This is a genomic window from Sphingosinicella humi (assembly GCF_003129465.1).
In the GTDB taxonomy this organism is placed as follows: Bacteria; Pseudomonadota; Alphaproteobacteria; order Sphingomonadales; family Sphingomonadaceae; genus Allosphingosinicella; species Allosphingosinicella humi.
Genome location: NZ_QFFF01000001.1, coordinates 404,062 through 426,284 on the forward strand (window position 1 = coordinate 404,062; position 22,223 = coordinate 426,284).

At 68.0% G+C, this 22,223-nt stretch carries 24 protein-coding genes, 1 pseudogene and 1 riboswitch; of the genes and pseudogenes, 12 read left to right on the plus strand and 13 right to left on the minus strand.

All coding sequences use genetic code 11. From position 1 onward, the window contains the following. Positions 1-3: 3 nt before the first annotated feature. The 4 genes from thiC to DF286_RS02025 all read right to left on the minus strand — a co-directional run bounded on the left by thiC (position 4) and on the right by DF286_RS02025 (position 5,712). The gene (gene thiC, locus DF286_RS02010; RefSeq protein ID WP_109269917.1) at positions 4-1,935 is read right to left on the minus strand and encodes a phosphomethylpyrimidine synthase ThiC; all 1,932 of its coding nucleotides are present in this window, start codon (positions 1,933-1,935) and stop codon (positions 4-6) included. A gap of 30 nt (positions 1,936-1,965) precedes the next feature. Beyond that, positions 1,966-2,079: riboswitch (TPP riboswitch) on the minus strand. 33 nt (positions 2,080-2,112) lie between these two features. Beyond that, on the minus strand, positions 2,113-3,270 hold the full coding sequence (locus DF286_RS15275) for a cell wall hydrolase (RefSeq protein WP_243444684.1): 1,158 nt from the start codon (positions 3,268-3,270) through the stop codon (positions 2,113-2,115). 269 nt (positions 3,271-3,539) lie between these two features. Next, positions 3,540-4,328, minus strand: coding sequence for a hypothetical protein (locus DF286_RS02020; protein WP_109269918.1), 789 nt, complete (start codon positions 4,326-4,328; stop codon positions 3,540-3,542). A 94-nt stretch (positions 4,329-4,422) separates the two neighbouring features. Continuing rightward, positions 4,423-5,712, minus strand: a complete 1,290-nt coding sequence (locus DF286_RS02025; protein WP_109269919.1) for a S8 family serine peptidase — start codon at positions 5,710-5,712, stop codon at positions 4,423-4,425. 83 nt (positions 5,713-5,795) lie between these two features. Here DF286_RS02025 and DF286_RS02030 point away from each other — a divergent pair, with 83 nt between their 5' ends. From DF286_RS02030 to DF286_RS02040, 3 genes are read left to right on the plus strand one after another with little or no spacing between them, the layout of a single operon-like run. Next, positions 5,796-6,284 carry a sigma-70 family RNA polymerase sigma factor gene (locus tag DF286_RS02030; protein ID WP_109269920.1) on the plus strand — a complete coding sequence of 163 codons (489 nt, stop codon included), beginning with the start codon at positions 5,796-5,798 and terminating at the stop codon, positions 6,282-6,284. Beyond that, positions 6,281-7,009, plus strand: coding sequence for an anti-sigma factor family protein (locus tag DF286_RS02035; protein WP_109269921.1), 729 nt, complete (start codon positions 6,281-6,283; stop codon positions 7,007-7,009). The genes DF286_RS02030 and DF286_RS02035 overlap by 4 nt, the downstream gene beginning before the upstream one ends. Before the next feature lie 56 nt (positions 7,010-7,065). Then, complete coding sequence (locus DF286_RS02040) at positions 7,066-7,839, plus strand: transporter (protein ID WP_109269922.1); 774 nt, start codon at positions 7,066-7,068, stop codon at positions 7,837-7,839. A gap of 163 nt (positions 7,840-8,002) precedes the next feature. Here DF286_RS02040 and DF286_RS02045 read toward each other — a convergent pair whose 3' ends face one another. Beyond that, positions 8,003-8,746: an alpha/beta hydrolase family protein gene (locus tag DF286_RS02045; RefSeq protein WP_109269923.1), complete on the minus strand. Its 744-nt coding sequence runs from the start codon at positions 8,744-8,746 to the stop codon at positions 8,003-8,005. Then, the gene (locus DF286_RS02050; protein ID WP_243444835.1) at positions 8,743-9,876 is read right to left on the minus strand and encodes a DUF3182 family protein; all 1,134 of its coding nucleotides are present in this window, start codon (positions 9,874-9,876) and stop codon (positions 8,743-8,745) included. The genes DF286_RS02045 and DF286_RS02050 overlap by 4 nt, the downstream gene beginning before the upstream one ends. A gap of 134 nt (positions 9,877-10,010) precedes the next feature. Here DF286_RS02050 and acs point away from each other — a divergent pair, with 134 nt between their 5' ends. Beyond that, positions 10,011-11,939, plus strand: a complete 1,929-nt coding sequence (acs, locus tag DF286_RS02055; RefSeq protein WP_109269925.1) for an acetate--CoA ligase — start codon at positions 10,011-10,013, stop codon at positions 11,937-11,939. Positions 11,940-11,950: 11 nt separating this feature from the next. On the opposite strand, the gene DF286_RS02060 is transcribed toward acs, so the two are convergent. From DF286_RS02060 to DF286_RS02080, 5 genes are all read right to left on the minus strand, one after another. After that, positions 11,951-12,790, minus strand: coding sequence for a hypothetical protein (locus tag DF286_RS02060; RefSeq protein WP_109269926.1), 840 nt, complete (start codon positions 12,788-12,790; stop codon positions 11,951-11,953). Positions 12,791-12,802: 12 nt separating this feature from the next. After that, complete coding sequence (locus tag DF286_RS02065; protein ID WP_243444685.1) at positions 12,803-13,819, minus strand: CaiB/BaiF CoA transferase family protein; 1,017 nt, start codon at positions 13,817-13,819, stop codon at positions 12,803-12,805. Next, positions 13,816-14,538 carry an aspartate/glutamate racemase family protein gene (locus tag DF286_RS02070; RefSeq protein WP_109269927.1) on the minus strand — a complete coding sequence of 241 codons (723 nt, stop codon included), beginning with the start codon at positions 14,536-14,538 and terminating at the stop codon, positions 13,816-13,818. The genes DF286_RS02065 and DF286_RS02070 overlap by 4 nt, the downstream gene beginning before the upstream one ends. A 101-nt stretch (positions 14,539-14,639) precedes the next feature. Beyond that, the gene (locus DF286_RS02075; RefSeq protein ID WP_109269928.1) at positions 14,640-15,422 is read right to left on the minus strand and encodes an SDR family oxidoreductase; all 783 of its coding nucleotides are present in this window, start codon (positions 15,420-15,422) and stop codon (positions 14,640-14,642) included. Between the two features lie 72 nt (positions 15,423-15,494). Further along, a complete protein-coding gene (locus DF286_RS02080) occupies positions 15,495-16,187 on the minus strand; it encodes a winged helix-turn-helix transcriptional regulator (protein WP_109269929.1) in 693 nt (230 codons plus the stop codon). Between the two features lie 60 nt (positions 16,188-16,247). Here DF286_RS02080 and DF286_RS02085 point away from each other — a divergent pair, with 60 nt between their 5' ends. From DF286_RS02085 to DF286_RS02115, 8 genes and pseudogenes are all read left to right on the plus strand, one after another. After that, positions 16,248-16,676 carry a VOC family protein gene (locus tag DF286_RS02085; RefSeq protein ID WP_109269930.1) on the plus strand — a complete coding sequence of 143 codons (429 nt, stop codon included), beginning with the start codon at positions 16,248-16,250 and terminating at the stop codon, positions 16,674-16,676. Positions 16,677-16,699: 23 nt separating this feature from the next. After that, a complete protein-coding gene (locus DF286_RS02090) occupies positions 16,700-17,197 on the plus strand; it encodes an SRPBCC family protein (protein ID WP_109269931.1) in 498 nt (165 codons plus the stop codon). Positions 17,198-17,216: 19 nt separating this feature from the next. Then, positions 17,217-17,891, plus strand: a complete 675-nt coding sequence (locus tag DF286_RS02095; RefSeq protein ID WP_109269932.1) for a glutathione S-transferase family protein — start codon at positions 17,217-17,219, stop codon at positions 17,889-17,891. Positions 17,892-17,918: 27 nt separating this feature from the next. Beyond that, a pseudogene (locus DF286_RS15320) lies at positions 17,919-18,215 on the plus strand (DUF1428 domain-containing protein); the annotation flags it as partial. A gap of 18 nt (positions 18,216-18,233) precedes the next feature. Continuing rightward, positions 18,234-18,671, plus strand: a complete 438-nt coding sequence (locus tag DF286_RS15325; RefSeq protein ID WP_341533241.1) for a DUF1428 domain-containing protein — start codon at positions 18,234-18,236, stop codon at positions 18,669-18,671. A gap of 61 nt (positions 18,672-18,732) precedes the next feature. Beyond that, positions 18,733-19,575, plus strand: coding sequence for a VOC family protein (locus DF286_RS02105; protein WP_109269934.1), 843 nt, complete (start codon positions 18,733-18,735; stop codon positions 19,573-19,575). A 12-nt stretch (positions 19,576-19,587) separates the two neighbouring features. Continuing rightward, positions 19,588-20,100, plus strand: coding sequence for a VOC family protein (locus tag DF286_RS02110; RefSeq protein ID WP_109269935.1), 513 nt, complete (start codon positions 19,588-19,590; stop codon positions 20,098-20,100). A gap of 3 nt (positions 20,101-20,103) precedes the next feature. Then, complete coding sequence (locus DF286_RS02115) at positions 20,104-20,835, plus strand: DUF899 family protein (protein WP_109269936.1); 732 nt, start codon at positions 20,104-20,106, stop codon at positions 20,833-20,835. A 3-nt stretch (positions 20,836-20,838) separates the two neighbouring features. Here DF286_RS02115 and DF286_RS02120 read toward each other — a convergent pair whose 3' ends face one another. Continuing rightward, positions 20,839-21,024 (minus strand): hypothetical protein, encoded by a 186-nt coding sequence (locus DF286_RS02120; protein ID WP_109269937.1) that lies wholly within the window; start codon positions 21,022-21,024, stop codon positions 20,839-20,841. Positions 21,025-21,037: 13 nt separating this feature from the next. After that, positions 21,038-22,222 carry an amino acid aminotransferase gene (locus DF286_RS02125; RefSeq protein WP_109269938.1) on the minus strand — a complete coding sequence of 395 codons (1,185 nt, stop codon included), beginning with the start codon at positions 22,220-22,222 and terminating at the stop codon, positions 21,038-21,040. Position 22,223: the final 1 nt, after the last annotated feature.

The window sequence follows — 22,223 nt, forward strand, 5'->3', positions numbered from 1 at the left end:
ACTCTATTCAGCCGCCGGGAGGTAGATTTCGCCGCCTTTCTCGCGGAATTTCTCGCTCATCTCGGCCATGCCTTTCTCCGCCTCGACTTCGTCGAGGCGACCCCTCTCTCCGCTCAGCTGCGCTGAGTCGCTCTCTCCCGCAAGGGGAGAGAGGCTGGGGGAGGCTGCCAGGAAGGTGTCCGCGCTCGCATTTTGCTTCGCGGCGAAGTCCCTCACTTCCTGGGTGATCTTCATGCTGCAGAATTTGGGGCCGCACATGGAGCAGAAGTGGGCGGTCTTGGCGCCTTCGGCCGGGAGCGTCTGGTCGTGATATTGCTCGGCCGTGTCGGGATCGAGGCTGAGGTTGAACTGGTCGCGCCAGCGGAATTCGAACCTCGCGCGGCTTAGGGCGTCGTCGCGCATTTTCGCCGCGGGGTGGCCCTTGGCGAGGTCGGCGGCGTGGGCGGCGAGCTTGTAGGTGACGACGCCGACCTTGACGTCGTCGCGGTCGGGGAGGCCGAGATGCTCCTTGGGAGTGACGTAGCAGAGCATCGCGGTGCCGAACCAGCCGATCATCGCGGCGCCGATCGCGCTGGTGATGTGATCGTAGCCGGGCGCGATGTCGGTGGTGAGCGGCCCAAGCGTGTAGAAGGGCGCCTCGCCGCAGGCTTCGAGCTGCTTGTCCATGTTGGCCTTGATCTTGTGCATCGGCACGTGGCCGGGGCCCTCGATCATCACCTGGACGTCGTGTTTCCAAGCCACCTGCGTCAATTCGCCTAGTGTCGCTAGCTCGGCGAACTGGGCCTCGTCGTTGGCGTCGGCGATGCTGCCGGGGCGGAGGCCGTCGCCGAGGCTGAAGGCGATGTCGTACGCCTTCATGATCTCGCAGATTTCCTCGAACCGGGTGTAGAGGAAGCTCTCCTGGTGGTGGGCGAGGCACCATTTGGCCATGATCGAGCCGCCGCGGCTGACGATGCCGGTGACGCGCTTGGCGGTCATGGGCACGTAGGGCAGGCGGACGCCGGCGTGGATGGTGAAATAGTCGACGCCCTGCTCGGCCTGCTCGATCAAGGTGTCGCGGAAGATCTCCCAGGTGAGGTCCTCGGCGATGCCGCCGACCTTCTCAAGCGCCTGGTAGATGGGGACGGTGCCGATCGGGACGGGCGAGTTGCGCAGGATCCATTCGCGGGTGTCGTGGATGTTGCGGCCGGTGGAGAGGTCCATGACCGTGTCGGCGCCCCAGCGGATCGCCCAGACCATCTTGTCGACTTCGGAAGCGACGTCGGAGGCGACGGCGCTGTTGCCGATATTGGCGTTGATCTTGACCAGGAAGTTGCGGCCGATCGCCATCGGCTCGGATTCCGGGTGGTTGATGTTGTTGGGGATGATGGCGCGGCCGCGGGCGACCTCGTCGCGGACGAATTCGGGGGTGACGTAATCGGGGATTGAGGCGCCGAAATCCTGGCCGTCGCGCACGTGGTCGCGCATCTGCTCGCGGCCCAGATTCTCGCGGATGGCGACATATTCCATTTCGGGAGTGATGATGCCCTTCCGCGCATAGTGCATCTGGCTGACGTTGGCGCCGGGCTTGGCGCGCAGGACCTTGCGGCGGACGTTGGGGAAAGGCTGGACGCCGCCGGAGCGGTCGGGGCCGAGCTGGCCGTTGTCCTCGGGACGGACCTCGCGCTGGGTCACCTCCTCGACGTCGCCGCGGCCGCGGATCCAGTCGCGGCGAAGCTCCGGGAGGCCGGCCATGATGTCGATGCGGGCGTCGGGATCGGTGTAGGGGCCGGAGCAGTCGTAGACGCGCAGCGGCGGCTCGCCGGAGGAGGGCTCGAGGTCAATCTCGCGCAGGGCGACGCGCATGCCGTCCCTACCCTCCACGTAGATCTTGCGGCTGCCGCGGATGGGGCCGGTGGTGACCTTCAGTTCGGTGCGGGCGGGAATGTCGGCCATGGATCGTCTCCTCTTCACTGGAGGGAGATCGGATGTGCCGAACGCCCTCCCTACGCCGGTGTCAGCCGGATCAGGTTCAACGGGTCGCGGGCCGTGTCAGCGCCGCCTCTCAACCGCATGCGTGCGGTCCCCCGGGGGATGAGGAGGCCATAGGCCAAAGCGGCGGGATAAGGAAGCCTAGCAGGCGAGCGGCTGGGACGGGGCGCCCTCGGCCGGCGCTTTCTTGACGCCGGCGAGGCAGGTGGGCTGCGGCGGCTCGACCTTTACCGGGGCGGACTGGCCGAGCGGCGCCTGGGCCGCCTCGTCCGCGCCGGCGCCGGTGAGTGCCCAGCGGTGGGCGGCGGCGACGGCAGCGCCACTGCGGGTCTGGGCGGCCAGCACGGTGGCGACACCCTCGCGGCTGGCGGGCTCGTAGCGGCGCAGGACGGCGCGCTGGAAGCTGTCGATGCTGGCGCCGCCCTCCCCCGCCTCCTCGGCCGCCTTGGCGGCGAGCGCGTCAGCGCCCTCCGCCGACCCGTTCGATCGGGTCAGGGCCGCGAGACGCGCGGGCGCGGCGAGGGCGGGCTCGCTGCCGCTGTGGCGATCGGTGAAGGCGGCGGGTTTTCCCCAGCCGCCGGCCCAGCGGTAGAAGATGTGGGTGCCGACATTGGCGACCTTGGAGAGGGTCGAGCTCCAATAAGGGACCACCCAGTTGGTGTGATAATGGGTGGCATAGCCGACCGGGGCATAGACCTTGCCGGCGAGCGCTTCCTCCGCGACCTTCTTGGCGCGCTGCCAATAGGGCGCGATCGGGGCGCGGACGAGCGAGCCGTCGCAGGTGAAGGTGAACTGGCAGCCGGTGGCGCGCTCCGAGCCTTGATAGACGACGCCGCAGACGCTGTTCGGGTAGGCGGGGTGGCGGAGGCGGTTCAGCACCACCTGGGCGACGGCGCGCTGGCCTTCCAGCGGCTCGGTCGCGGCCTCGTAATAGATGGCGTTGGCGAGGCATTCGAGCGCCCGCTGGTAATCGGCCGCGCTGTGCGAGCGCTGGTCGAAGGCGCGCGCGGCGGGATTGGGGCCGTCGACGAGCGGAATCGAGGCGTTGAAGGCGACGGCGTCATTGGGGTCGACATGGCGGAATTCGAGCGGCTCCGGCGCGGGCGGGGCGACCTGACGCAGGGCGCGCGGCAGGTCCGGCGCCACCCGGGCCACGGCGCGGCTCTCGATGCCGGTCACGCCCATCACATTGAGCCCGGCGATCAGATACAGCCCCACCAGCGTAGCGAGCACCAAGGTCGTCGGCCAATGACGGCGGTCGAGACTCGGGACCGGCAAGGACCTGATGGCTGTCAACATCCAGCGACTCCACGGAACGAACCCGCCACCGAGGCCGCGCTGGACCTCCGGCACCCCCTGTCGGTTCGCCACATCACAAGTTTCAAGCAGGACGCCTCCCTCCCGCGAAGCGCGCGCCTATAGCATGGATTTACGTCCGCCGCCAAAAGGCCGATTCGACCGATACCGCTGAAAAGACGATGAATTGCGGCGTTGCAGCGGGCGGCGCCCACGAAAAAGGGCCCGGAGCGGACGCCCCGAGCCCTTGCGATACTGCCTTGGCAGCGGCGTCAGTCCGCCTGGCCCTGTATCTCGCCGCGGCTCATCGCCGAGACCAGCGCCTCGCCCGAGACGCTGAAATTGTCCGCCGGCAGCGCCGCGACCCGATCCCCAACGGCAACCAGAACCGTATCGACGGCGCCGTTCGCGGTGCCGCGGACCTGGTTGACGGTGCCGATGGCGCGCCCGCTCGTGTCGCGGACGATCATGCCCGGCGAGACAGAGACGGCGCCGGCCGAATTGGCGGCCGCCGATCCCGCCGCGGCGAGCGAGCCGAGGCCGGCATTGGCGACGCCCGACGCCGCGCCCGAGGCGGAGCCGGAAGCGGATCCGGCGGTGCCGACAGCGCCGGTCGCCGCGCCTCCCGCTACCTCCGCGGCCGTGCCGACGGCGCTATCGAGCGCGCCGCGCACCGCGTCCGTGCCGACGGCCTCGACACCGATGCCGGCATTGCCCGAGGCGCCGGCGTCGGCGTTCGCCGAGACGTTTCCGGACCCCAGCAGCGACGAGGTGGCGCTGGTCACCGAACCGGCGACGGAGCCGGAGGCGCTGCCGCCGGCACTGGCGCTGCCCGAGCGGGTGTCGACATTGCGATCGATGCGGGTCGCGGTGGAGCTTCTCACCGCGCCCTGGGTTGCGTTGCCGAGTCCGCCGACGGGATTGCCGAGGGTGCCCCCGAGCGTGCCGCCGACGGTGCCGCCCAGCGTTCCGCCAAGTCCGCCGCCGCCAAGAAGCTGTGCGGAGGCCGGCGCGGCGACGAGCGCGAGCGCGGCCGTGACGGTTGCGAGCCTGAATTTCATATCCTGTCTCCTTGCCTTTCGGATGAGGCGATCGAAGTCCTCACCCCGGCTAACGAGACGGCTTCCCGGTTTAATCCGGCCCCGGCAAAAATTTCTACGGAACGGGAGTCCGGCAGGTGCCGCAGACGAGGCCGCGGCCGAAGCGCTTGTCCGGCCCCTTGGGACCCAGATCCTTGGCCTCGGCATCGAGCGCGGCGACCGAGCCCGCCCGGGCGAGACGCGCGGCCACGAGCGGCACCGCGTAGGAGGTGCCGCGCACTTCCTTGATCCCACCCGCGACGTCGGCGGCGGCCATGTCGGCGCCGGGCGCGGCATAATCGAGATGGAGGGCGCGACCGGCCTCGATCAGCGCCCGATCCTTCCGATCCACGCCGGTGACGGCGATCACGTCCTTGTACGAGGCCGGAAAGGACGGCGGGGCGGCCGGCCCGTCATTGCCGACGGCGGCGACGATGCGAGTCCCCCGCGCTTGCACCTTCTCGACGATCCTGGCGACGAGAGGATTGGCCGGGCCGACCAGGCTGACGCCGACGACTGGGACATCGCGCGCGGCCATGAAAGCGAGAGCCCTGGACAGGGCAAGCGCGTTGCCGCCCTTGGGATCGCGGCCGTAGATATCGGCGACGAGCAACCCCGCCCCGGGCGCGGCACCCTGGATCGGGCCGGATCCGACCGCCAGGGATGCCACCGCCGTGCCGTGGGCACTGGGCGCGGGGGCGCCGGCGACGAAGCCTTTCTGCTCGATGCCGCCGCTGAGCGAAGGATGGGCGCCGACACCGCCGTCGATGATGCCGACCTTCGCCTCGACGCGGCCGCCGCTCTGCGCCAGCGCGGCCGCGGCGGCGCCCGTGACGGACGCGGCGCCGCTCGGCAGATGGATGTGGTTGGGCGTGAAATCGCCGCCGGGCGCGATATCCTCGAGCCGCTCCATCGCCTCTTCGAGCGACAGGCCGCGCGGCGCGACCAGGGTGACGGAGCGGAGACCGAGCCCTTCGAAATCCTCGTCGGCAATAATGGAGAAGCCGGCGCTGCGCGCGGCGGCGAGCGTGGCGGGCGCCGGGTCGACGGCGATGATCTCGCCGCGCACGGCGGGGCCGACGTCCGTCATCTCCAGCGCCTCGGGATGAGCGCGGACCAGATCACGCATGCGACCGAGGCGGCTATCGGCAAGACGGCGGGCGGTCTCGCCGATCCGGTCGACGGTACGCGTGGCGCTATCGAGCGCGTCGATGCCGGTGCGGCCAACGCGATCGATCACCTGTCCGACACCGGCCGGAAGCCCCTGCCCGAGACCGCCCGGCAGAAGCTGGGCCCCGGCCGCGGTCGCGCCGAACAGGGCAAGCGCTCCGAGCGCCAGCGTCGCAATGTGTCGGCCGGGCTTCATGACGGCGGCTCCTTTGCATTTTTTTCCTGTATCGCGGATTAAACGGTCCGCCCCGCCCGTTTCCTCCCCGACGACAGATGGAGATGCCTGTCCAGGCCTTCGAACGCGAGCTGCTGACGCTGCTGCCCCGGCTCCGCCGGTTCGCCCGTTCGCTCGCCCGCGACGCGGCCGATGCCGACGACCTTATCCAGGTCGCGCTGGAGCGCGCGCTGAAGGCGAAGGAACAATGGCAGGCGGGGACGAGACTGGATGCCTGGATGTACCGGATCATTCGCAACTGCTGGATCGACGAAGTGCGGGCGCGGACCCGCCGCGCCCAGACATTCGCGCCGGAGGAAGCGGGGATGAACGTGGCGGGCCAAGGCGATGCCGAGCTGAAGGTGCAAATGTACGACGTGGATCGGGCGATGGGCGAGCTGCCGGACGAGCAGCGCGAGGTGATCGCGCTCGTGCTGGTCGAAGGGCTCGCCTACAAGGAAGCGGCGGAAATTTTGGACATCCCGATCGGAACATTGACGTCGCGGCTGACGCGAGGGCGGCAGGCGCTGGTGCGGCGGCTGGAGGCGGCATGATGACCGACGACGAGAAGCTGATGGCCTATGTGGACGGCGAGCTGATACCCGCCGAACGCGAGGCGATGGAACGCGCCCTGGCGAAGGACCCGACCCTGCGCGAGAAGCTCGCCGAGCAGGAACGCCTCAAGGCGACGCTCGCCGCCCATTACGGACCGGTCGCGGCCGAGGAGGTGCCCGAGCGTCTGCTGGCGATGCTGGGCGCCGAGACCGGACGGGCGGATGTCGCTTCGCTGAGCGCCGCGCGCGAGAAGCGACGGCGGCCGTCGTGGCGCCAGCTCGGCACGATCGCGGCCAGCCTGGCCGTCGGCCTGCTGGCGGGGCAGATGGTTTCGCTCCAGAGGGGCGACCCGCTGGCCGTGAACGACGGCGTCCTGGTAGCCGAGGGCGGGCTCGCCGAAGCGCTGGACAGCCAGCTCGCCTCGGCCCAGGCGCCCGGCGCGGCGACACGGATCGGCGTCAGCTTCGCGGACCGGCAGGGGCGCTTCTGCCGATCCTTCGACGCACCGGCCTTCGCCGGGCTCGCCTGCCGCGAGGGCCAAGACTGGCGCGTCATCATGACCGCGCCCGCGCAAGGCGGCGGCGAGGCGCAGTATCGGCAGGCGGGATCGTCCGTCATCCTCCAAGCGGCGCAGGAGATGATGGCCGGGGCGCCGCTCGATGCCGAAGCCGAGCGGGCGGCGGTGGCAGCCCGCTGGGAAAATCCCGCCGCCGATCGGGATTAAAGCCGCCGCGGCCTTCGTTTCTCTCCCGAACCATCAGTCAGAGCGGGAGTGAGTCCATGCGTATTCCATCCATCTTTTTCGCGGCCATGGTGCTGATCCCGGCGTCGGCCGCTGCAGCGCCGGCGGTCGAGCTTTCCACCGGCCTCGACTATCGCGAAGGCGAATATGGCACGGGCGAGCGCATTGAGACCTGGGAAATTCCGGCGAGCGTCCGCGTCCAATCGGGCCGAGTGATCGTCAGCGCGACCCTCCCCTATCTGCGCGTCGATGCGCCGGGCAATGTCGTCGGCGGCGGCAGCGGCATCCTCGGGCTACCGATCATCGTCGATCCGACCGAACCGCCGGGGCGCGTGCGCCGCGAGGGGGTCGGCGACCTGGAGCTTGGCGCCGCCTATATCGTGCCGAGCGAGGCCGTCGGCCTCACCTTGTCGGGACAGGTGAAGGTGCCGACCGCCTCCGCCGCCAAGGGCCTCGGCACCGGCGAGTTCGACTATGCCGTGGGCGCGGAGCTTTCCAAGACGTTCGGCCGAGTCACGCCGTTCGTCGGCGTCGGCTACACCATGCCGGGCGATCCGGGGAGTTTCGAGCTTCAGGACAGCCTGTCCGCCCGCGCCGGCGCGGCGGTGCAGATGGGCAAGAGGGTGCGCGGCCATGTCGCCTATGGCTACGCCCAGAGCGTAAGCCCGCTGGTGCCGGACGAACAGCAGGTCTCGGCCGGGCTGAACGCGGGTGTGTCGCAGAGTCTGTCGCTGGGAGTCTACGGCTCGGCCGGACTGTCGGAGGGCTCGCCGGACGTCGGCGCGGGGGTCCGGCTGGGCACGAGCTTCTAGGGACACGTCATCCCGGCGAAAGCCGGGACCCAAGAACGGAGGCGTTCGAGTGTGGGTGCCGGCGCTTGTGCCTTAGATTGACGGGCGGTGTTCTTGGGTCCCGGCTTTCGCCGGGATGACGCGAGCGCCGATACCATTCCACCACCAATTCCCCGTGGCCCGCTCAATCCCCCATGCGGGCGCCGAGGACCATGTTGGTGACCCAGCCGTTCAAGATCTTGTTGTAGGCGGCGCGGTCCTTTTCCGTGGAGAGGGCATGGTCGGCGCCCTTCAGCACGCGGTAAGTGAGCGAGCGGGCGCTGCGGAAGGAGGCCATATAGCCGCCGACGGCCGGGTGCGGCACCATCTCGTCGCATTCGGATTCGACGATCAGCACGTCGCCCTCGAATTCCGAGCAGGCGCGCAGCGCGCGGTTGTCGCTGTAGCTCAGCCAGGTCTGGCGATATTTGTTGAGATCGTCGCGATCGAGCGCGGCCTTGGGCGTCTCCCAATCCTCGTCACGGTAGAGGGCGGGGACGCGCAGGGCGAGCCAGTTGACCGGCCGCATGGAGGTGAGAATGGCGGCGAGATAGCCGCCATAGCTGCTGCCGACGACGGCGATGGCGGACTTGTCGACCTGCGGCTGGCCGGCGAGGAAATCATAGGCGGCGCAGAGATCGTTGAGATTCTCCTCGCGCGTCACCCTCTCGCGCATTGGCTCGGTGGCGGCGTGGCCGCGAAGGTCGAAGGTGAAACACAGGCAGCCAAGGCGCGAGATTTTGCGGGCACGCCTCAGATCCTGGGCCTGGCTGCCGCCCCAGCCATGGACGAAGAGGATGCCGGGGACGAGCTTCTCCGGCGCGAGGATGGTGCCCTCGATCTTCTGCCCGTCGACCCCGATCGTGACCTTGCCCCTGCCGTCGCTCATGGCCGCACCATCGCATATTTGACCATGGACCCCTCGGCCTCGTCGATGCCCTGGAAATAGATCGCCGCGCCGGCCGGAGGCGGATCGAAATCGCCATAGCGCTCGACCGTGCAGGCGCGGACCTGGTTCAGGTCCGGCTGCTCCTGGAACGCCTCCATCGCCGCGATCTCGGCACCTGTGGCGCCGCCGAGGCGCCAGCTTTGCTCCAGCACGCCGGAGCATCGCTTGCCGCGCGCATTCGTCCCCTGCGCCACGTCGTAATTGCGGCGGGAGGCGACAAGGCCGGGGAAGCATTCCGTCGCCGCCGCATCATATTGCGAGGCCTGGATGACGGCGAGGCGGATGGGCTGGGTAAGGTCCAGCGCTAGGAGCGCATCGAAGCCGCCGCGGGCGAAGAGCAGGTCGGAGCCGCCATAGACCTCCTCGCCCTTGCCACTGGGCGTGGTGCCCTGCGTCCCCACATAGCTCACCAGCAGCTCGCCCACACGGGCGAGGCCGACGCTATAGGTCTCGACGGCGGCCAGATCCTCTTCCAGGACCAGTCCGCATTCCGAAAGCTGCGAAAGGTCCTGGGCTTCGAGCTCGGCGGCGAGCGCTTCCAGGCTCTCGACCGTGGCCTGACCCTGGCCGGACGTGGCGAGCACGGGCTTGAGGCGCAGCGGCCCGCGCTCCAGCAGCTCGCGCGCGGCGCGGCGGGCATCGTCCAGGGTGAAGACGGTGAAGCCCGCCACCACGCTCCCCTCCATGTGGCGGGCAAAGGCGTGGGACCAGCCGGGGGGCGCCGCGGCGGCGGGATCGACCAGCGCATGGGTGATGGCCTTGGTCGCGACGAAGCGATGGGGCACCACGCCGCCGAAAAGGTCATGCTCGCCTTCGATGCCCAGGGCGGCGGCTTCGTCGGTGAGGATCGTGTCGCTGGGGACGAAATAGAGCGGCCCGGGATAGTGGACCTCCGGGTCATGCTCGCCGGCGAAGTCGAAGCCCTTGAGAGCAGCGAGCCGGCGGCCGACCTCGCGGCGCGTGGCGGCGTCGTGCTGGTTGGCGAACTCGCCTTCTCCGCGCACGTAGAGCACGACCGCGCCGTTCGACGCTCCGCCGCTTTCCTCTCTTGTCCTGAGCGTGGTCAGCACCGTCAAAACCGTCTCTCCCGTCCGTTGCAAACTTCGTTCACAATGTCCGGGACGACCCTTTTGTGCCGCGCTGGCGTCGCTCCGGCCGAAACGCTACTGTCGATTCCGACAGGGCCAAACGATCCGAGGACCCCATGAACGAGCGCATCTCTCCGCCGGCAGCCGCCATCCAGGGCAGCCATTGCACGCCCGAGCAATATGAGGCGCTCTACAGGCAATCGGTCGAGCAGCCGGATGCGTTCTGGGCGGAACAGGCGAAGCGGCTCGACTGGTTCAAGGCGCCGACGGAGATCGCCAACTGGTCCTTCGATCCGGTGGACATTCGCTGGTACGAGGACGGCGTCCTCAACCTCTGCCACAATTGCGTCGACCGGCATCTGCCCGAGCGCGGCGACCAGGTCGCGCTGCTGTGGGAGGGCGACGAGCCGGGCGTGACGCGGAGCCTCACCTATCGGCAGCTCCACGCCGAGGTGGTGCGCATGGCGAATGTCCTGAAGACGCAGGGCGTCAAGAAGGGCGACCGCGTCACCCTCTACCTGCCGATGATCCTGGAAGCGGCGGTGGCGATGCTCGCCTGCGCGCGGATCGGGGCCGTCCATTCGGTGGTGTTCGGCGGCTTCTCGCCCGAGGCGCTGAGGGGACGCATCGAGGATTGCCGCAGCCGCATCGTCGTCACCGCCGACGGCGGTATGCGCGGCGGCAAGGTGGTGCCGCTGAAGGCCAATGTCGACGCTGCGCTCGATGGCGGCCCCGAGGTCGACGCCGTGCTGGTCATCCGCCATTGCCGCAACGACGTCGCCATGATGGAGGGCCGCGACCGCTGGTATGACGAGGTGGCGGCGGACGCTTCGGACGATTGCCCCTGCGAGCCGATGAATGCGGAGGACCCGCTGTTCATCCTCTATACGTCGGGCTCGACCGGCAAGCCCAAGGGCGTGCTGCACACGACCGGCGGCTATGCGGTGTGGACCGCCCTCACCTTCCATTATGTGTTCGACTATCGGCCCGGCGAAATGTTCTGGTGCACGGCCGATGTGGGCTGGGTCACCGGCCACAGCTATGTCGTCTACGGCCCGCTCGCCAACGGCGCGACCAGCCTGATGTTCGAGGGCGTGCCCAACTATCCCGATTGCAGCCGCTTCTGGGACATGGTGGAGCGGCACAAGGTCAACATCTTCTACACCGCGCCCACCGCCATTCGCGCGCTGGCGCGCGAGGGCGAGGCGCCGGTGAAGAAGCACGACCGCTCGTCGATCCGTATCCTCGGCACCGTCGGCGAGCCGATCAATCCGCAGGCCTGGCTCTGGTATTGGCGAGTGGTCGGCGACGAGCGCTGCCCGATCGTCGACACCTGGTGGCAGACCGAGACGGGCGGGATCATGATCACCACCCTACCCGGCGCGCACGACATGAAGCCGGGGTCGGCGGGCAAGCCCTTCTTCGGCATCGTGCCGGAACTGCTCGACGCCGAGGGCAAGGCGCGGGGCGGCGCGGCGGAGGGGAACCTCTGCATGGCCACGAGCTGGCCGGGGCAGATGCGCACCGTCTACGGTGATCATGAGCGTTTCGTGCAGACCTATTTCTCGGCCTATCGGGGCCATTATTTCAGCGGCGACGGCTGCCGCCGCGACGACGACGGCTATTATTGGATCACAGGCCGGGTCGACGACGTCATCAACGTCTCCGGCCACCGCATGGGCACGGCCGAGGTGGAATCGGCGCTGGTCTCACATAAGCTGGTCGCGGAGTCGGCGGTGGTCGGCTATCCGCACGACATCAAGGGCCAGGGCATCTACTGCTACGTCACCCTGATCGCGGGCGAGGAGCCGAGCGACGCGCTGGAGACGGAGCTGAGGCAGCATGTGAGGAAGGAAATCGGCCCGATCGCGACGCCGGACCTCATCCACTTCACGCCGGCGCTGCCCAAGACCCGCTCCGGCAAGATCATGCGCCGCATCCTCCGCAAGATCGCCGAGAATGAATATGGCTCGCTGGGCGATACCTCGACCCTGGCCGACCCCGGGCTGGTCGACAGCCTGATCGAGGGGCGGAGGAACCGGTAGAACGCGGGGCGTCAGCGGGCCTCTGACGGCTCGACGAAGTGAAATAGCGTCACGCCATATTTGCTGAGGCTCCACACGATACGGGCGAGACAATGATAGTCGGCGCGAGCGGGCCGGATCACGCGTAGCGGCGTCCCGTTGGCGGCCCATTCCTTCGCGCGCGCGGCGAGCTGCCGCTCGGTCAGCGTGCGATCGGCCAGCCTTACCCGGCATCCGCCGACGCGGGTGCCGGTGACGACGATCGTCTCCGCGTCCTCCGCGCCTGGGTCGGTCGCCGGCGGCTCGGCCTTTCCGGCCGAGGGCGGCGGTAGCGGGGCGAATGCCGGAACACGGGTCTCCGGAAGAGGCGTGGCGACCTCCCTCTCCTGATCCGGCCGGTCAGACTCCGGGGAGCCACCCCCTCCAGCCCTCCACATGGCTATGCGGGCGAGCGCGCCGTCGCGCGATTCCAGCTCCGCCCGCAGGATCATGTCGTCCTTCGACATCGGTCCTTCCAGATAGGGATAGGCGCCCTTGTCGAGCGCCAGGCGGAGCAGATTTTCCCACTCCCGGCAGGTGGTGAGCGCCGCCTCGGCCAGGAGCCTCGGCGGCTTTTCGGATGTCTTCGCCAGGGCGCCGGCCTCGTTCTCGGCACATTCCCGCCAGCCGCGTTCGACCGCGAGGCGGGCGAGCGTCGCGCGGCCCTGATCCTGCATCCATTGCGGGTCCGCGATATTCGCCGACAGCTCGCGCCGCTCTTCGTCAAGGCGTTGCCGCTTGTCCTCGTGCCGGTCCGAAGACGGCTGGGCCGCCAGGATCGTCGCCGCCAGGGTGACGGCGACGAGCGGATCGACAGGCAGAAAGCCGGGCATGAAGCAAGTCTATCAGCCGGCCGGATCGTCTTCCACTCGCTGCGAAAAGCGAGGGGCAGGCGCCGGCTGAACCAAGCCGTCCGCTTCGATGAAGGTGCCGCGGGCGGCGTTGTGGGGATGGGCGGGAGCTTCGGCCATCGACAGCACCGGCGCCACGCAGGCGTCGGAGCCTTCCAGCAGCGCGCACCATTGGTCGCGCGGCCGGGTGCGGAAGAGCTCGGACAGGCGGTCGCGGAGGCCGGGGTCGTTTTGTGGAACCGAAAGGTTTAGCTTTCCCGCCAAGGCGGCGAAGAATTGGGGCTCCAGCGCGCCGACTGCGATGAACTTGCCGTCGGCGCATTCATAGCTGTCGTAAAAGGCGGCGCCGCCGTCGAGCAGGTTCGCGCCGCGTTCGTCCTTCCACATTCCGGCGGCGAGGAGGCTCCAGGTCTGGGCGGCCAGGAGCGCGGCCCCGTCGACCATCGCGCAGTCGATCACGCTGCCCTTTCCCGTCGCGCGGGCGGAGAGGATGCCGGCGAGCATGGCAAAAGCGAGCAGCATCCCGCCCCCGCCGAAATCGCCGACGGCGTTCAGCGGCGGCGTCGGCTTGCCGTCGGCGCGGCCATAGCCGTGGAGATTGCCGGCGAGCGCGATGTAGTTGATGTCGTGCCCGGCGGCCCCGGCGAGCGGCCCCTCCTGCCCCCATCCTGTCATGCGGCCGTAGACGAGGCGCGGATTGTCCCGGCACAGCAGGTCGGGCCCCAGCCCCAGCCGCTCCATAACGCCTGGGCGGAACCCCTCGATCAGCCCATCGGCCGAGCACGCCAGATCCCGCGCGCGAGCCGCGTCGGCCTCGGCCTTGAGGTCCAGCGTCAGTATTTCCGCTCGGCCCCGGCGAAGAATGTCCTTGTCGGGCGGGATCGGGGGCGCCCAGCCGGCCCGTTCGATACGCACCACCTCGGCACCATGGTCCGCCAGCATCATCGCCGCGAAGGGCGCCGGTGCGAGCCCGGCGAATTCGAGGATGCGAAGGCCGGCGAGCGGCTTCACAAGGGTCCGCCCCGCCAGCCGGGCATCTCCCGCTGGCCGAGGGCCACGTCCACCGCGGCGGCGGCAAGGAGTCGCGTGGAGTCGAGAATCGGGAGGGGCGACACCGCCTCTGTGATCAGTAGCGGAATCTCGGTGCAGACCAGCGCCGCCGCGTCGCAGCCGCGCTCCGCCATCGTCTCGATGATGCGGACATATTCGGCGCGGGAGGCGTCGGTGAAGACACCGAGGCAAAGCTCGTCGAAGATGATGTCGTGGATGATCTTGCGGTCGGCCTCGTCCGGTATGTCCCAGCCGAGACCGCGACGGGCGAAGGCGCCAGGATAGACCGGGCCTTCCATCGTCCAGCGCGTGCCGAGGATGGCGATGCGGCGGCGGCCATCCGTCGCGGCGCGGTCGGCGACCACCTCGGCGATGTGCAGGCAGGGGATCGGGAAGGCCTCACCGGGCACCTCGAGCGCGATATGGGCGGTATTGTCGGGGAGGACGAAAAAGTCGGCCCCGGCGGCCGCGAGCTTTCGCGCGTCCTCCATGAAGAGCGCGCGCAGGGCCGGAAGATCGTTCCGTTCCCAGGCGTCCAGCGCCTGGTGCATGGCGACGCCGGTGAGAGTGATCTCGGGATGATTATGCGGGCCCAGATGGCGAATGCCTTCCATCCAGGCCGTGCGGTAGCAGAGCGTCGCCCCTTCGGCGCTGTGGGCCAGGATGCCGATATGCTTCATCGGCTCATGCTGGCCCGGGCGCAGCGAAGGGGCAAGCCTCGATGATGTTCAACCGAACGGTTTATCACCTGTTAGTGAAACCGTTCGGTTGAACAACGGACTCAGCGCGGCGCCATGCGAATGGCGCCGTCGAGGCGGACATATTCCCCGTTGAGATACGGGTTCTCGGCCATGAATACGGCAAGGCGCGCATATTCTTGAGGCTGGCCGAGGCGTTTGGGGAAAGGCACCTGTGCGGCGAGCGCATCCTGCACATGCTCCGGCATCATCGCGACCATCGGGGTCTTGAAGACGCCCGGAAGGATGGTGTTGACGCGGATGCCCTCGCCCATCAGGTCGCGGGCGATCGGCAAGGCCATTCCAAGCACGCCTGCCTTGGAGGCAGAATAGGCGGCCTGGCCGATCTGGCCGTCCTGCGCGGCGACCGAGGCAGTGTTGATGATGAGGCCCTTCTCGCCATCCTCCAGCGGTTCCAGATCTGCCATCCCGGCGGCGGAGGCGGCGAGCACGCGAAACGTGCCGATAAGGTTGATCTGTATGGCGAGCTCGAATTGATGGACAGGGTAGCGCTTAACCGCACCGGTTTCCTTGTCGCGCCCGACCGTCTTCACGGCGTTGGCGACGCCGGCACAGTTGACGCAGATCCGCTCCTGCCCATGCGCCTCGCGCGCCCTGGCGAAGGCGGCATCGACCGCCTCGTTGGACGTCACGTCCACCTCGCAGAAGATGCCGCCGATCTCGGCAGCGACCTTTTCCCCCTTCTCCGCATCGCGATCGAAGACGGCGACCTTCACGCCCTTTTCGGCCAAGGCGCGCGCGGTGGCCTCGCCGAGGCCGGACGCGGCGCCGGTGACGACCGCGGATATTGAACCGTCGAGTTTCATGTTTTCCCCTTCCGATCGAGCGAATGCGTTTGCGGTTCACTAGAGGGAAGAGACGCCGCTCGACAAGCTTGGCTATTCAACCTTCGGCGGAAGAGGAAACAAGGTCAGGAACTGTTCCGCCAAGGCACGATCACCTTCTAGGGTAAGCGCGCCCGCCTCGGCCAGGGCGTCGAGAGGCTGCTTGCCGTAGACCGCCGCCGCCAGCGCCGCCGCCGTGCCGGTGAAGATGAAGTCGGCACCTTCGGGGTCTCCCCGCGCGATCTCCAGCCGGCCGTCCGCCATGCTTCCGCGAAACGCCTCCCTGCCGAGGCGCAGGCCGAGACTGGCCCGCATGCCCTTCGCCCGCTCGCCATCGAACATGGTGCGGAAACTGAGGATGATCGAAGTGGAGCTGATCGGCAGCGTCGGGTCGTGCGCGGGAGAGCGGGCCGCCCAGCGGCCGAGGCTCTGCACGATAGGTTCGGCCTCATAGCCCCATTGGGTCAGCTCATAGACCTGAGTCGAGGCGGGCGGAGGCAGCTTCCTGCGGACCAAAAGGCCGGACGCTTCCAGCCCTTCCAGCCGCTGGGTCAGCACATTGGCGCTGATTCCGGGCAGATCGGCGCGAAGGTCTGAGAAGCGCTTCGGTCCGAGCATAAGCTCCCTCAATACCAGCAGGGCCCAGCGCTCGCCGACCAGATCGAGCGCATGGGCGGTGCCGCAGGCGTCGTCATATCGCCTTTTCGAGGCGGCCTGGCGCTCGGTAGTTACTTTTTGTGACTTCATAGTTGCTTTTACTAACTCACGTCGGCATGAATGGCAATCAGCGATTCGGAGGAGACGACCATGTCCAAGCTGATCTTCGTGAACCTGCCGGTGACCGACCTTCAACGCTCCGTTGCCTTCTATGAGGCCATCGGGGCCGAGAAAAACCCGCAATTTTCGGACGATACGGCGGCATGCATGGTCCTTTCCGAAACCATTCACGTGATGCTGCTGACCCATGATAAGTTCCGGCAGTTCACGCCCAAGCGCATCGCCGACGCGCACGCCACGAGCGAAGTGATGGTCGCCCTTTCGGAGGACAACCGGGAAGGCGTCGACCGCATCACCGAGAAGGCGCTGGCGGCCGGCGGCCGCGAGGCGCGCGACGCCGAGGATCTCGGCTTCATGTACAGCCGCCCGTTTGAGGATCCGGATGGCCATATCTGGGAGCCGTTCTTCATGGACATGGAGGCCGCGACGGCCGCGATGTCCCAGCCGGCCGAGGCCTGAACGCGAAGACAAGGAGTGTCGAAATGGCCGCACAGCATGAACTGTCTATTACCCGCTATATCGATGCGCGCCCCGAGGCCGTCTATCGCGTCTGGACGGAGCGCACCGGCGAATGGTGGTGCCCCAAGCCCTGGACGACACCCGTGGTCGAGTGGGACCTGAAGGCTGGCGGACGCGCTTTCACGGTGATGCGGTCGCCCGAGGGCGAGGATATGCCCCACGACGGTATCTTCCTGGAAGTGGTGCCGAACGAGAAGGTCGTCTTCACCAACGCCTTCACCGCCGGCTGGAATCCGCAGGTGCTAAGCGGCGACGGCTGCGACTTCGGCATGGTCGCGATCGTCACCTTCGAGGCCGAGGGCGAAGGCACCCGCTACACCGCCCGCGTCCGCCACTGGGACGAGGAAGCGCTGAAGGCGCATGAGGCGATGGGTTTCCACGAAGGCTGGGGGCAGGTCGCCAACCAGCTCGCCGAGCTGGCCGAAGCCGGGGAAACGACCACGGACCGAGCGGCGGCCTGAGCCCCAGGAGGAGAGCATCATGCCTGTCGACCCGAGCGCCGAGATCGAGATCACCGCCCTCAAATGGGTGCCTGAGATGGCCCATGGTCTGGTCCGCGACATCCGCGTCCGCTGGGCGCTCGAGGAGGCGGGCCTCAGCTATCGCGAACGCCTGCTCGAATTCCTCGGCGAACGTTCGCCCGAGGATCTTGCCGAGCAGCCGTTCGGCCAGGTGCCGGCCTATAGGGAAGGCGACGTCCATCTGTTCGAGAGCGGCGCGATCGTGCTCCACATCGCCCAGAATTCGGACGCGCTGATGCCGTCCGACCCCGCCGGCCGCGCCCGCACGCTCGCCTGGGTGATCGCCGCGATCGACAGCGTCGAGAAGCCGATCTGGAACCTCGTCGAGATCAACATCTCGGGCGGCTCCGAATGGGGCCGCCTGCGCCGCCCCGAAGTCGAGGACTCGATCCGGCGGCGGCTCGGCCAGATCTCCGACTGGCTCGGTGAGAGCGATTATCTGGAGGACCGCTTCACCGCCGGCGATCTGATGATGACGACGGTACTGCGCATCCTACGCCGCACCGACTTCGTCGCCGAATATCCCAATCTCGCCGCCTATCAGGCCCGCTGCGAGGCGCGGCCCGCCTTCGCTCGGGCGCTGGCGGCGCAGCTCGCTGCATTCAAGGAACATGAACCCGCGGAAGCGGCCTGAACGGCCGCGGCAAGAAGGAGAAGCAGCATGACCTATGTGGAAGGATTTGTCTGCGCGGTCCCGAGCGCCAACAAGGAAGCCTATCGCCAGCATGCCGCCGATGCGGCGCCGCTGTTCAAGGCGTTCGGCGTGAGGCGCCACTTCGAAGCCTGGGGCGACGACGTGCCGGACGGCAAAGTGACCGACTTCAAGGGTTCGGTGCAGGCCAAGCCTGACGAGACCGTCGTCTTCGCCTGGTTCGAATATCCCGACAAGGCGACGCGCGACGCCGCCAACGAGAAAATGATGAGCGATCCGCGGATGAAGACGATGGGCGAGTCCATGCCATTCGACGGTCAGCGGATGATCTATGGGGGCTTCGACTCCTTCATCGATGAGTCCACCGGCGGACGCGGCGCTTATGTCGATGGCTTCGTGGCGCCGGTCCCGGAGGGCAACAAGCAGGCCTATCGCGACATGGCCTCCAAAGCCGCGGCGAAGTTCAAGGAATGTGGCGCCGTGCGCGTGGTCGAAGCCTGGGGCGACGACGTGCCCGACGGCAAGGTGACCGACTTCAAGCGCTCGGTGAAGGCCGAGCCGGGGGAGAATGTCGTCTTTTCCTGGATCGAATGGCCGGACAAGGAGACCCGCGACGCGGGCTGGAAGGCAATGATGGAAGATCCCGACATGCAGCCGGACAAGGACAAGATGCCCTTCGACGGAATGCGCATGTTCTGGGGCGGCTTCAGGCCCGTGCTCGACACCGCCGCGGAGACAGTCCCGTCCCGCGAACCGGCCTGATTGGCCTTCAGGGAGGCCGCGCCGCGACCTCCCTCCTCTCTACCGATGAAAGGACTTGTCCATGTCCGACCACGCTCCAACAGCCGAACGTTCGTCAACGCTCTCCGGAAGCGAGGAAGGCCGCAACCCGCATGGCAGCTTCATCTGGTATGAGCTGCTCACCAGCGATCCCGACGCGGCTGCCGAGTTTTACGGCGAGGTCATCGGCTGGAACGCACGAAATGCGGGCCAGGCGGGCATGGACTACCGGCTGTTCTCGATGGACGGCACCGATGTCGCCGGACTCATGAGATCGGAGGAAGGGATGCCTCCACCCGTCTGGCTCGGCTATATCGGCGTCAACGACGTCGACGCCGCGGCCGCCCGGATCAGGGAGGCCGGCGGTTCGATCCACGTTCCGCCCACCGACATCCCCAACGTCGGGCGCTTCGCGATGGTGGCGGACCCGCAGGGCGTCGTCTTCTACGTCATGCGCGGGAATATGGATCAGGCGAGCACGGCCTTTGCAGCGCAAAGCCCCGGCCATTGCCGCTGGAACGAGCTCGTCGCCACCGACCAAGCCGCCGCGCTCGATTTCTACATCGACCAGTTCGGCTGGGAGAAGGGCGACGCCATGCCGATGCCTGTCCCGAGCGGCGCCGAGGGGGGCGAGGCCGGCGACTATCGCTTCATCAATCATCACGGCGAGATGATCGGGGCGATGATGAACAGCATGGGCGGCAAGCAGCGGCCGATGTGGAACTTCTATTTCGGCGTTCGGGACATCGATAAGGCAACCGAGGCCGTCCGCGCCCATGGCGGCACCATCACCTTCGGCCCGCAGGAGATTCCGGGCGGCGAATATGCCGTCAACGCCATCGATCCGCAGGGTGCCGCCTTCGGTCTCGTCGGCCCCAGGAAATAAGGAGAGCGAAGCATGGCCACCAAGACTGACAACAAACTCGTCACTTGCCTGTGGTTCGACCATGGCGAGGCGCGCAAGGCGGCGGAGTTCTACGCCGCCACCTTTCCCGACAGCCATGTCGGGCCAGCCATGACCGCCGGTGCCGACTATCCCGGCGGCCATCGGGGCACTGAGCTGACCGTCGAGTTCACCGTCCTCGGCCGGGCCTTCGTCGGCCTCAACGGCGGCCCCAACTTCAAGCCCAACGAGGCGATCAGCTTTCAGGTCTACACCGACGACCAGGAGGAGACCGATCGATATTGGAACGCGATCGTCTCCAATGGCGGGCAGGAGAGCGAATGCAGCTGGTGCAAGGATCGCTGGGGCTTTTCCTGGCAGATCGTCCCGCGCGTGCTGATGGAAGGCATGACCCATCCCGATCCAGCCGTCGCGAAACGCGTGATGGAAGCGATGATGACCATGCGCAAGATCGACATCGCCACCATCGAGGCGGCGATCGCCGGCAAAGAGACGGCGGACGCCTGAGCCATGGCGAGCGGCTTCGCGCATATGGCTTTCCCCAACGAAAGCCCTGCCTATCGGGAAGCGCGCAACCAACTGCTCGGGGCCGAGATCGCGCTTCGCCGCCAAACCGAAGCCGTGGCCGAGATGCGCCGCGCGCTTCCGCCGGGCGGCGAAGTGCCCGAGGATTATGTCTTCGAGCGGATAGGCGCCGATTTCCGGCCGGAGATGGTGAAGCTCTCCGAGCTGTTCGGCGAGCATTCGACGCTGCTCCTCTACAGCTACATGTTCGGCCCCGAGCGCGATGCGCCCTGCCCCGGCTGCACGCATCTGCTCGACTGCATCGACGGCGCCGCCCGACATGTGCCGCAGCGCGCGGCGCTCTATGCGGTCGCCAAATCGCCGATCGCGCGGCTCGCCGCCTGGGCTCATGATCGCGGCTGGAACCACCTGAAGCTGCTGTCCACGGCGGGCAACGAATACGACGCCCATTATTACGGCGACACCGGCGCGCTGACGCCTGCGATGCGCGCCGAACGGGGCTACAAAGACGGCGAGGTCTGGGATGAACCGATGCTCAACGTCTTCGTCCGCGACGGCGGCACGATCCGCCATTTCTGGGGCAGCGAACTGGTCTTCGCTCCCGACGATCCCGGCCAGGATCATCGCGGGCTGGATTTCATGGACCCCGTCTGGGGCATGCTCGACACGACGCCCGAAGGGCGCGGGAAGGAGTTCTTCCCGAAGGTGAACTACTGATTTTCAAGAAGCGCGCGCGGCGGAGACAATGCCGCCAATGAAGCGCGTCGATATCGCCGCCGCCGAACGCGCGGCGGAGGGCGAGGCAGTGGCCTGAACCGTCGCCGTCATTGCGAGCAGAGCGAAGGAATCCAGCCGCGGCGCAGGCTGGATTGCCGCGTCGCTCCACTCCTCGCGATGACCGAACACGGGTTATCCGGTTTTAGCGACTCACCGTTGCCAGTGCCCTCGCCAGCCGCTCGGGGTCGCCGGTCTTGAGGCCGGCGATGTTGATGCGGCCGGACTGGGGCATGTGGATGGCATGGTCCCGGCCCAGCGTCTCGGTCTGCTCGGCGCTGAGCGGGAGCATCGAGAAGATCCCGCGCTGCGACTGGACATGGCGGAGCATCGGCACCTCGCCCGAGAAGCCCCCCAGTTCGCTCCTGAGCTCCAGCAGGCGGCGGCGCATGGCGTCAAGCTCCTCCTCCCACAAAGCCCGCAGGCGCGGATCGCGGAGGATATGCGCGACCGTTCCCGCGCCATGAGCGGGCGGCATGGAGACGAGCGAGCGGCTGATCCGCTCCATCTGCCCCTGCACCCGGCGCCGCTCGTCCGCATTGGCGCACAGCGCGAAGAGAATGCCCACCCGCTCGCGATAGAGGCCGAACGCCTTGGAGCAGGAGACGGCGATGAAGGCGCGCGGCACGGTCGCGGCGGATTCGCGGATGATGTCGAGATCCTCCTCCAGCCCGTCGCCGAGTCCGTAATAGGCGGCGTCGATGATCGGAACGGCGCCGCGTTCGACGAGCATCGCGAGAAGCGCGCGTCGCTCGTCGCGACTGAGGTCGGCGCCGGTGGGGTTGTGACAGGGGCCGTGAAAGACGAACAGGTCCCCGGGACGCGCGCTGGTCGCCGCTTCCGTGATCGCCTCGAGATTGAGGGCCTGGCGGTCGGTGTCGAAGTAACGATGCGTGACCAGCTCGAGCTCCGCCGCGCCGGCGAGGGTGGCGTGGTTGGGCCAGCTCGGCAGGCCGAGGTGCATCCGCGCGGACGGGTCGGCGGCGAAAGCGGAGTCGACGGCGATGCGGAGCGCGCCGGTGCCGCCCGTGCCCTGGATGGCGGCGATGCGGCCGTCCCGGACGGCGGGATGGTCGGCGCCGAAAACCAGGTTCGTCATGCCCGAGACGAAGGCGTCGTCGCCGTGCAGGGCCTGATAGGCCTTGCTGTCCTCCTCGCCGAGGATCGCCTCCTCGGCCGCCTTCACCGCCCGCATGATCGGTGAGTGGCCGGCGGCGTCGCGATAGACGCCGACGCCGAGATCGATCTTCTCCGGCCTCGGATCGGCGCGGAAGCGGGCCATGACGGCGTGGAGCGGATCGGCAAGCGGTTCGGGAAATCGATCGAACATG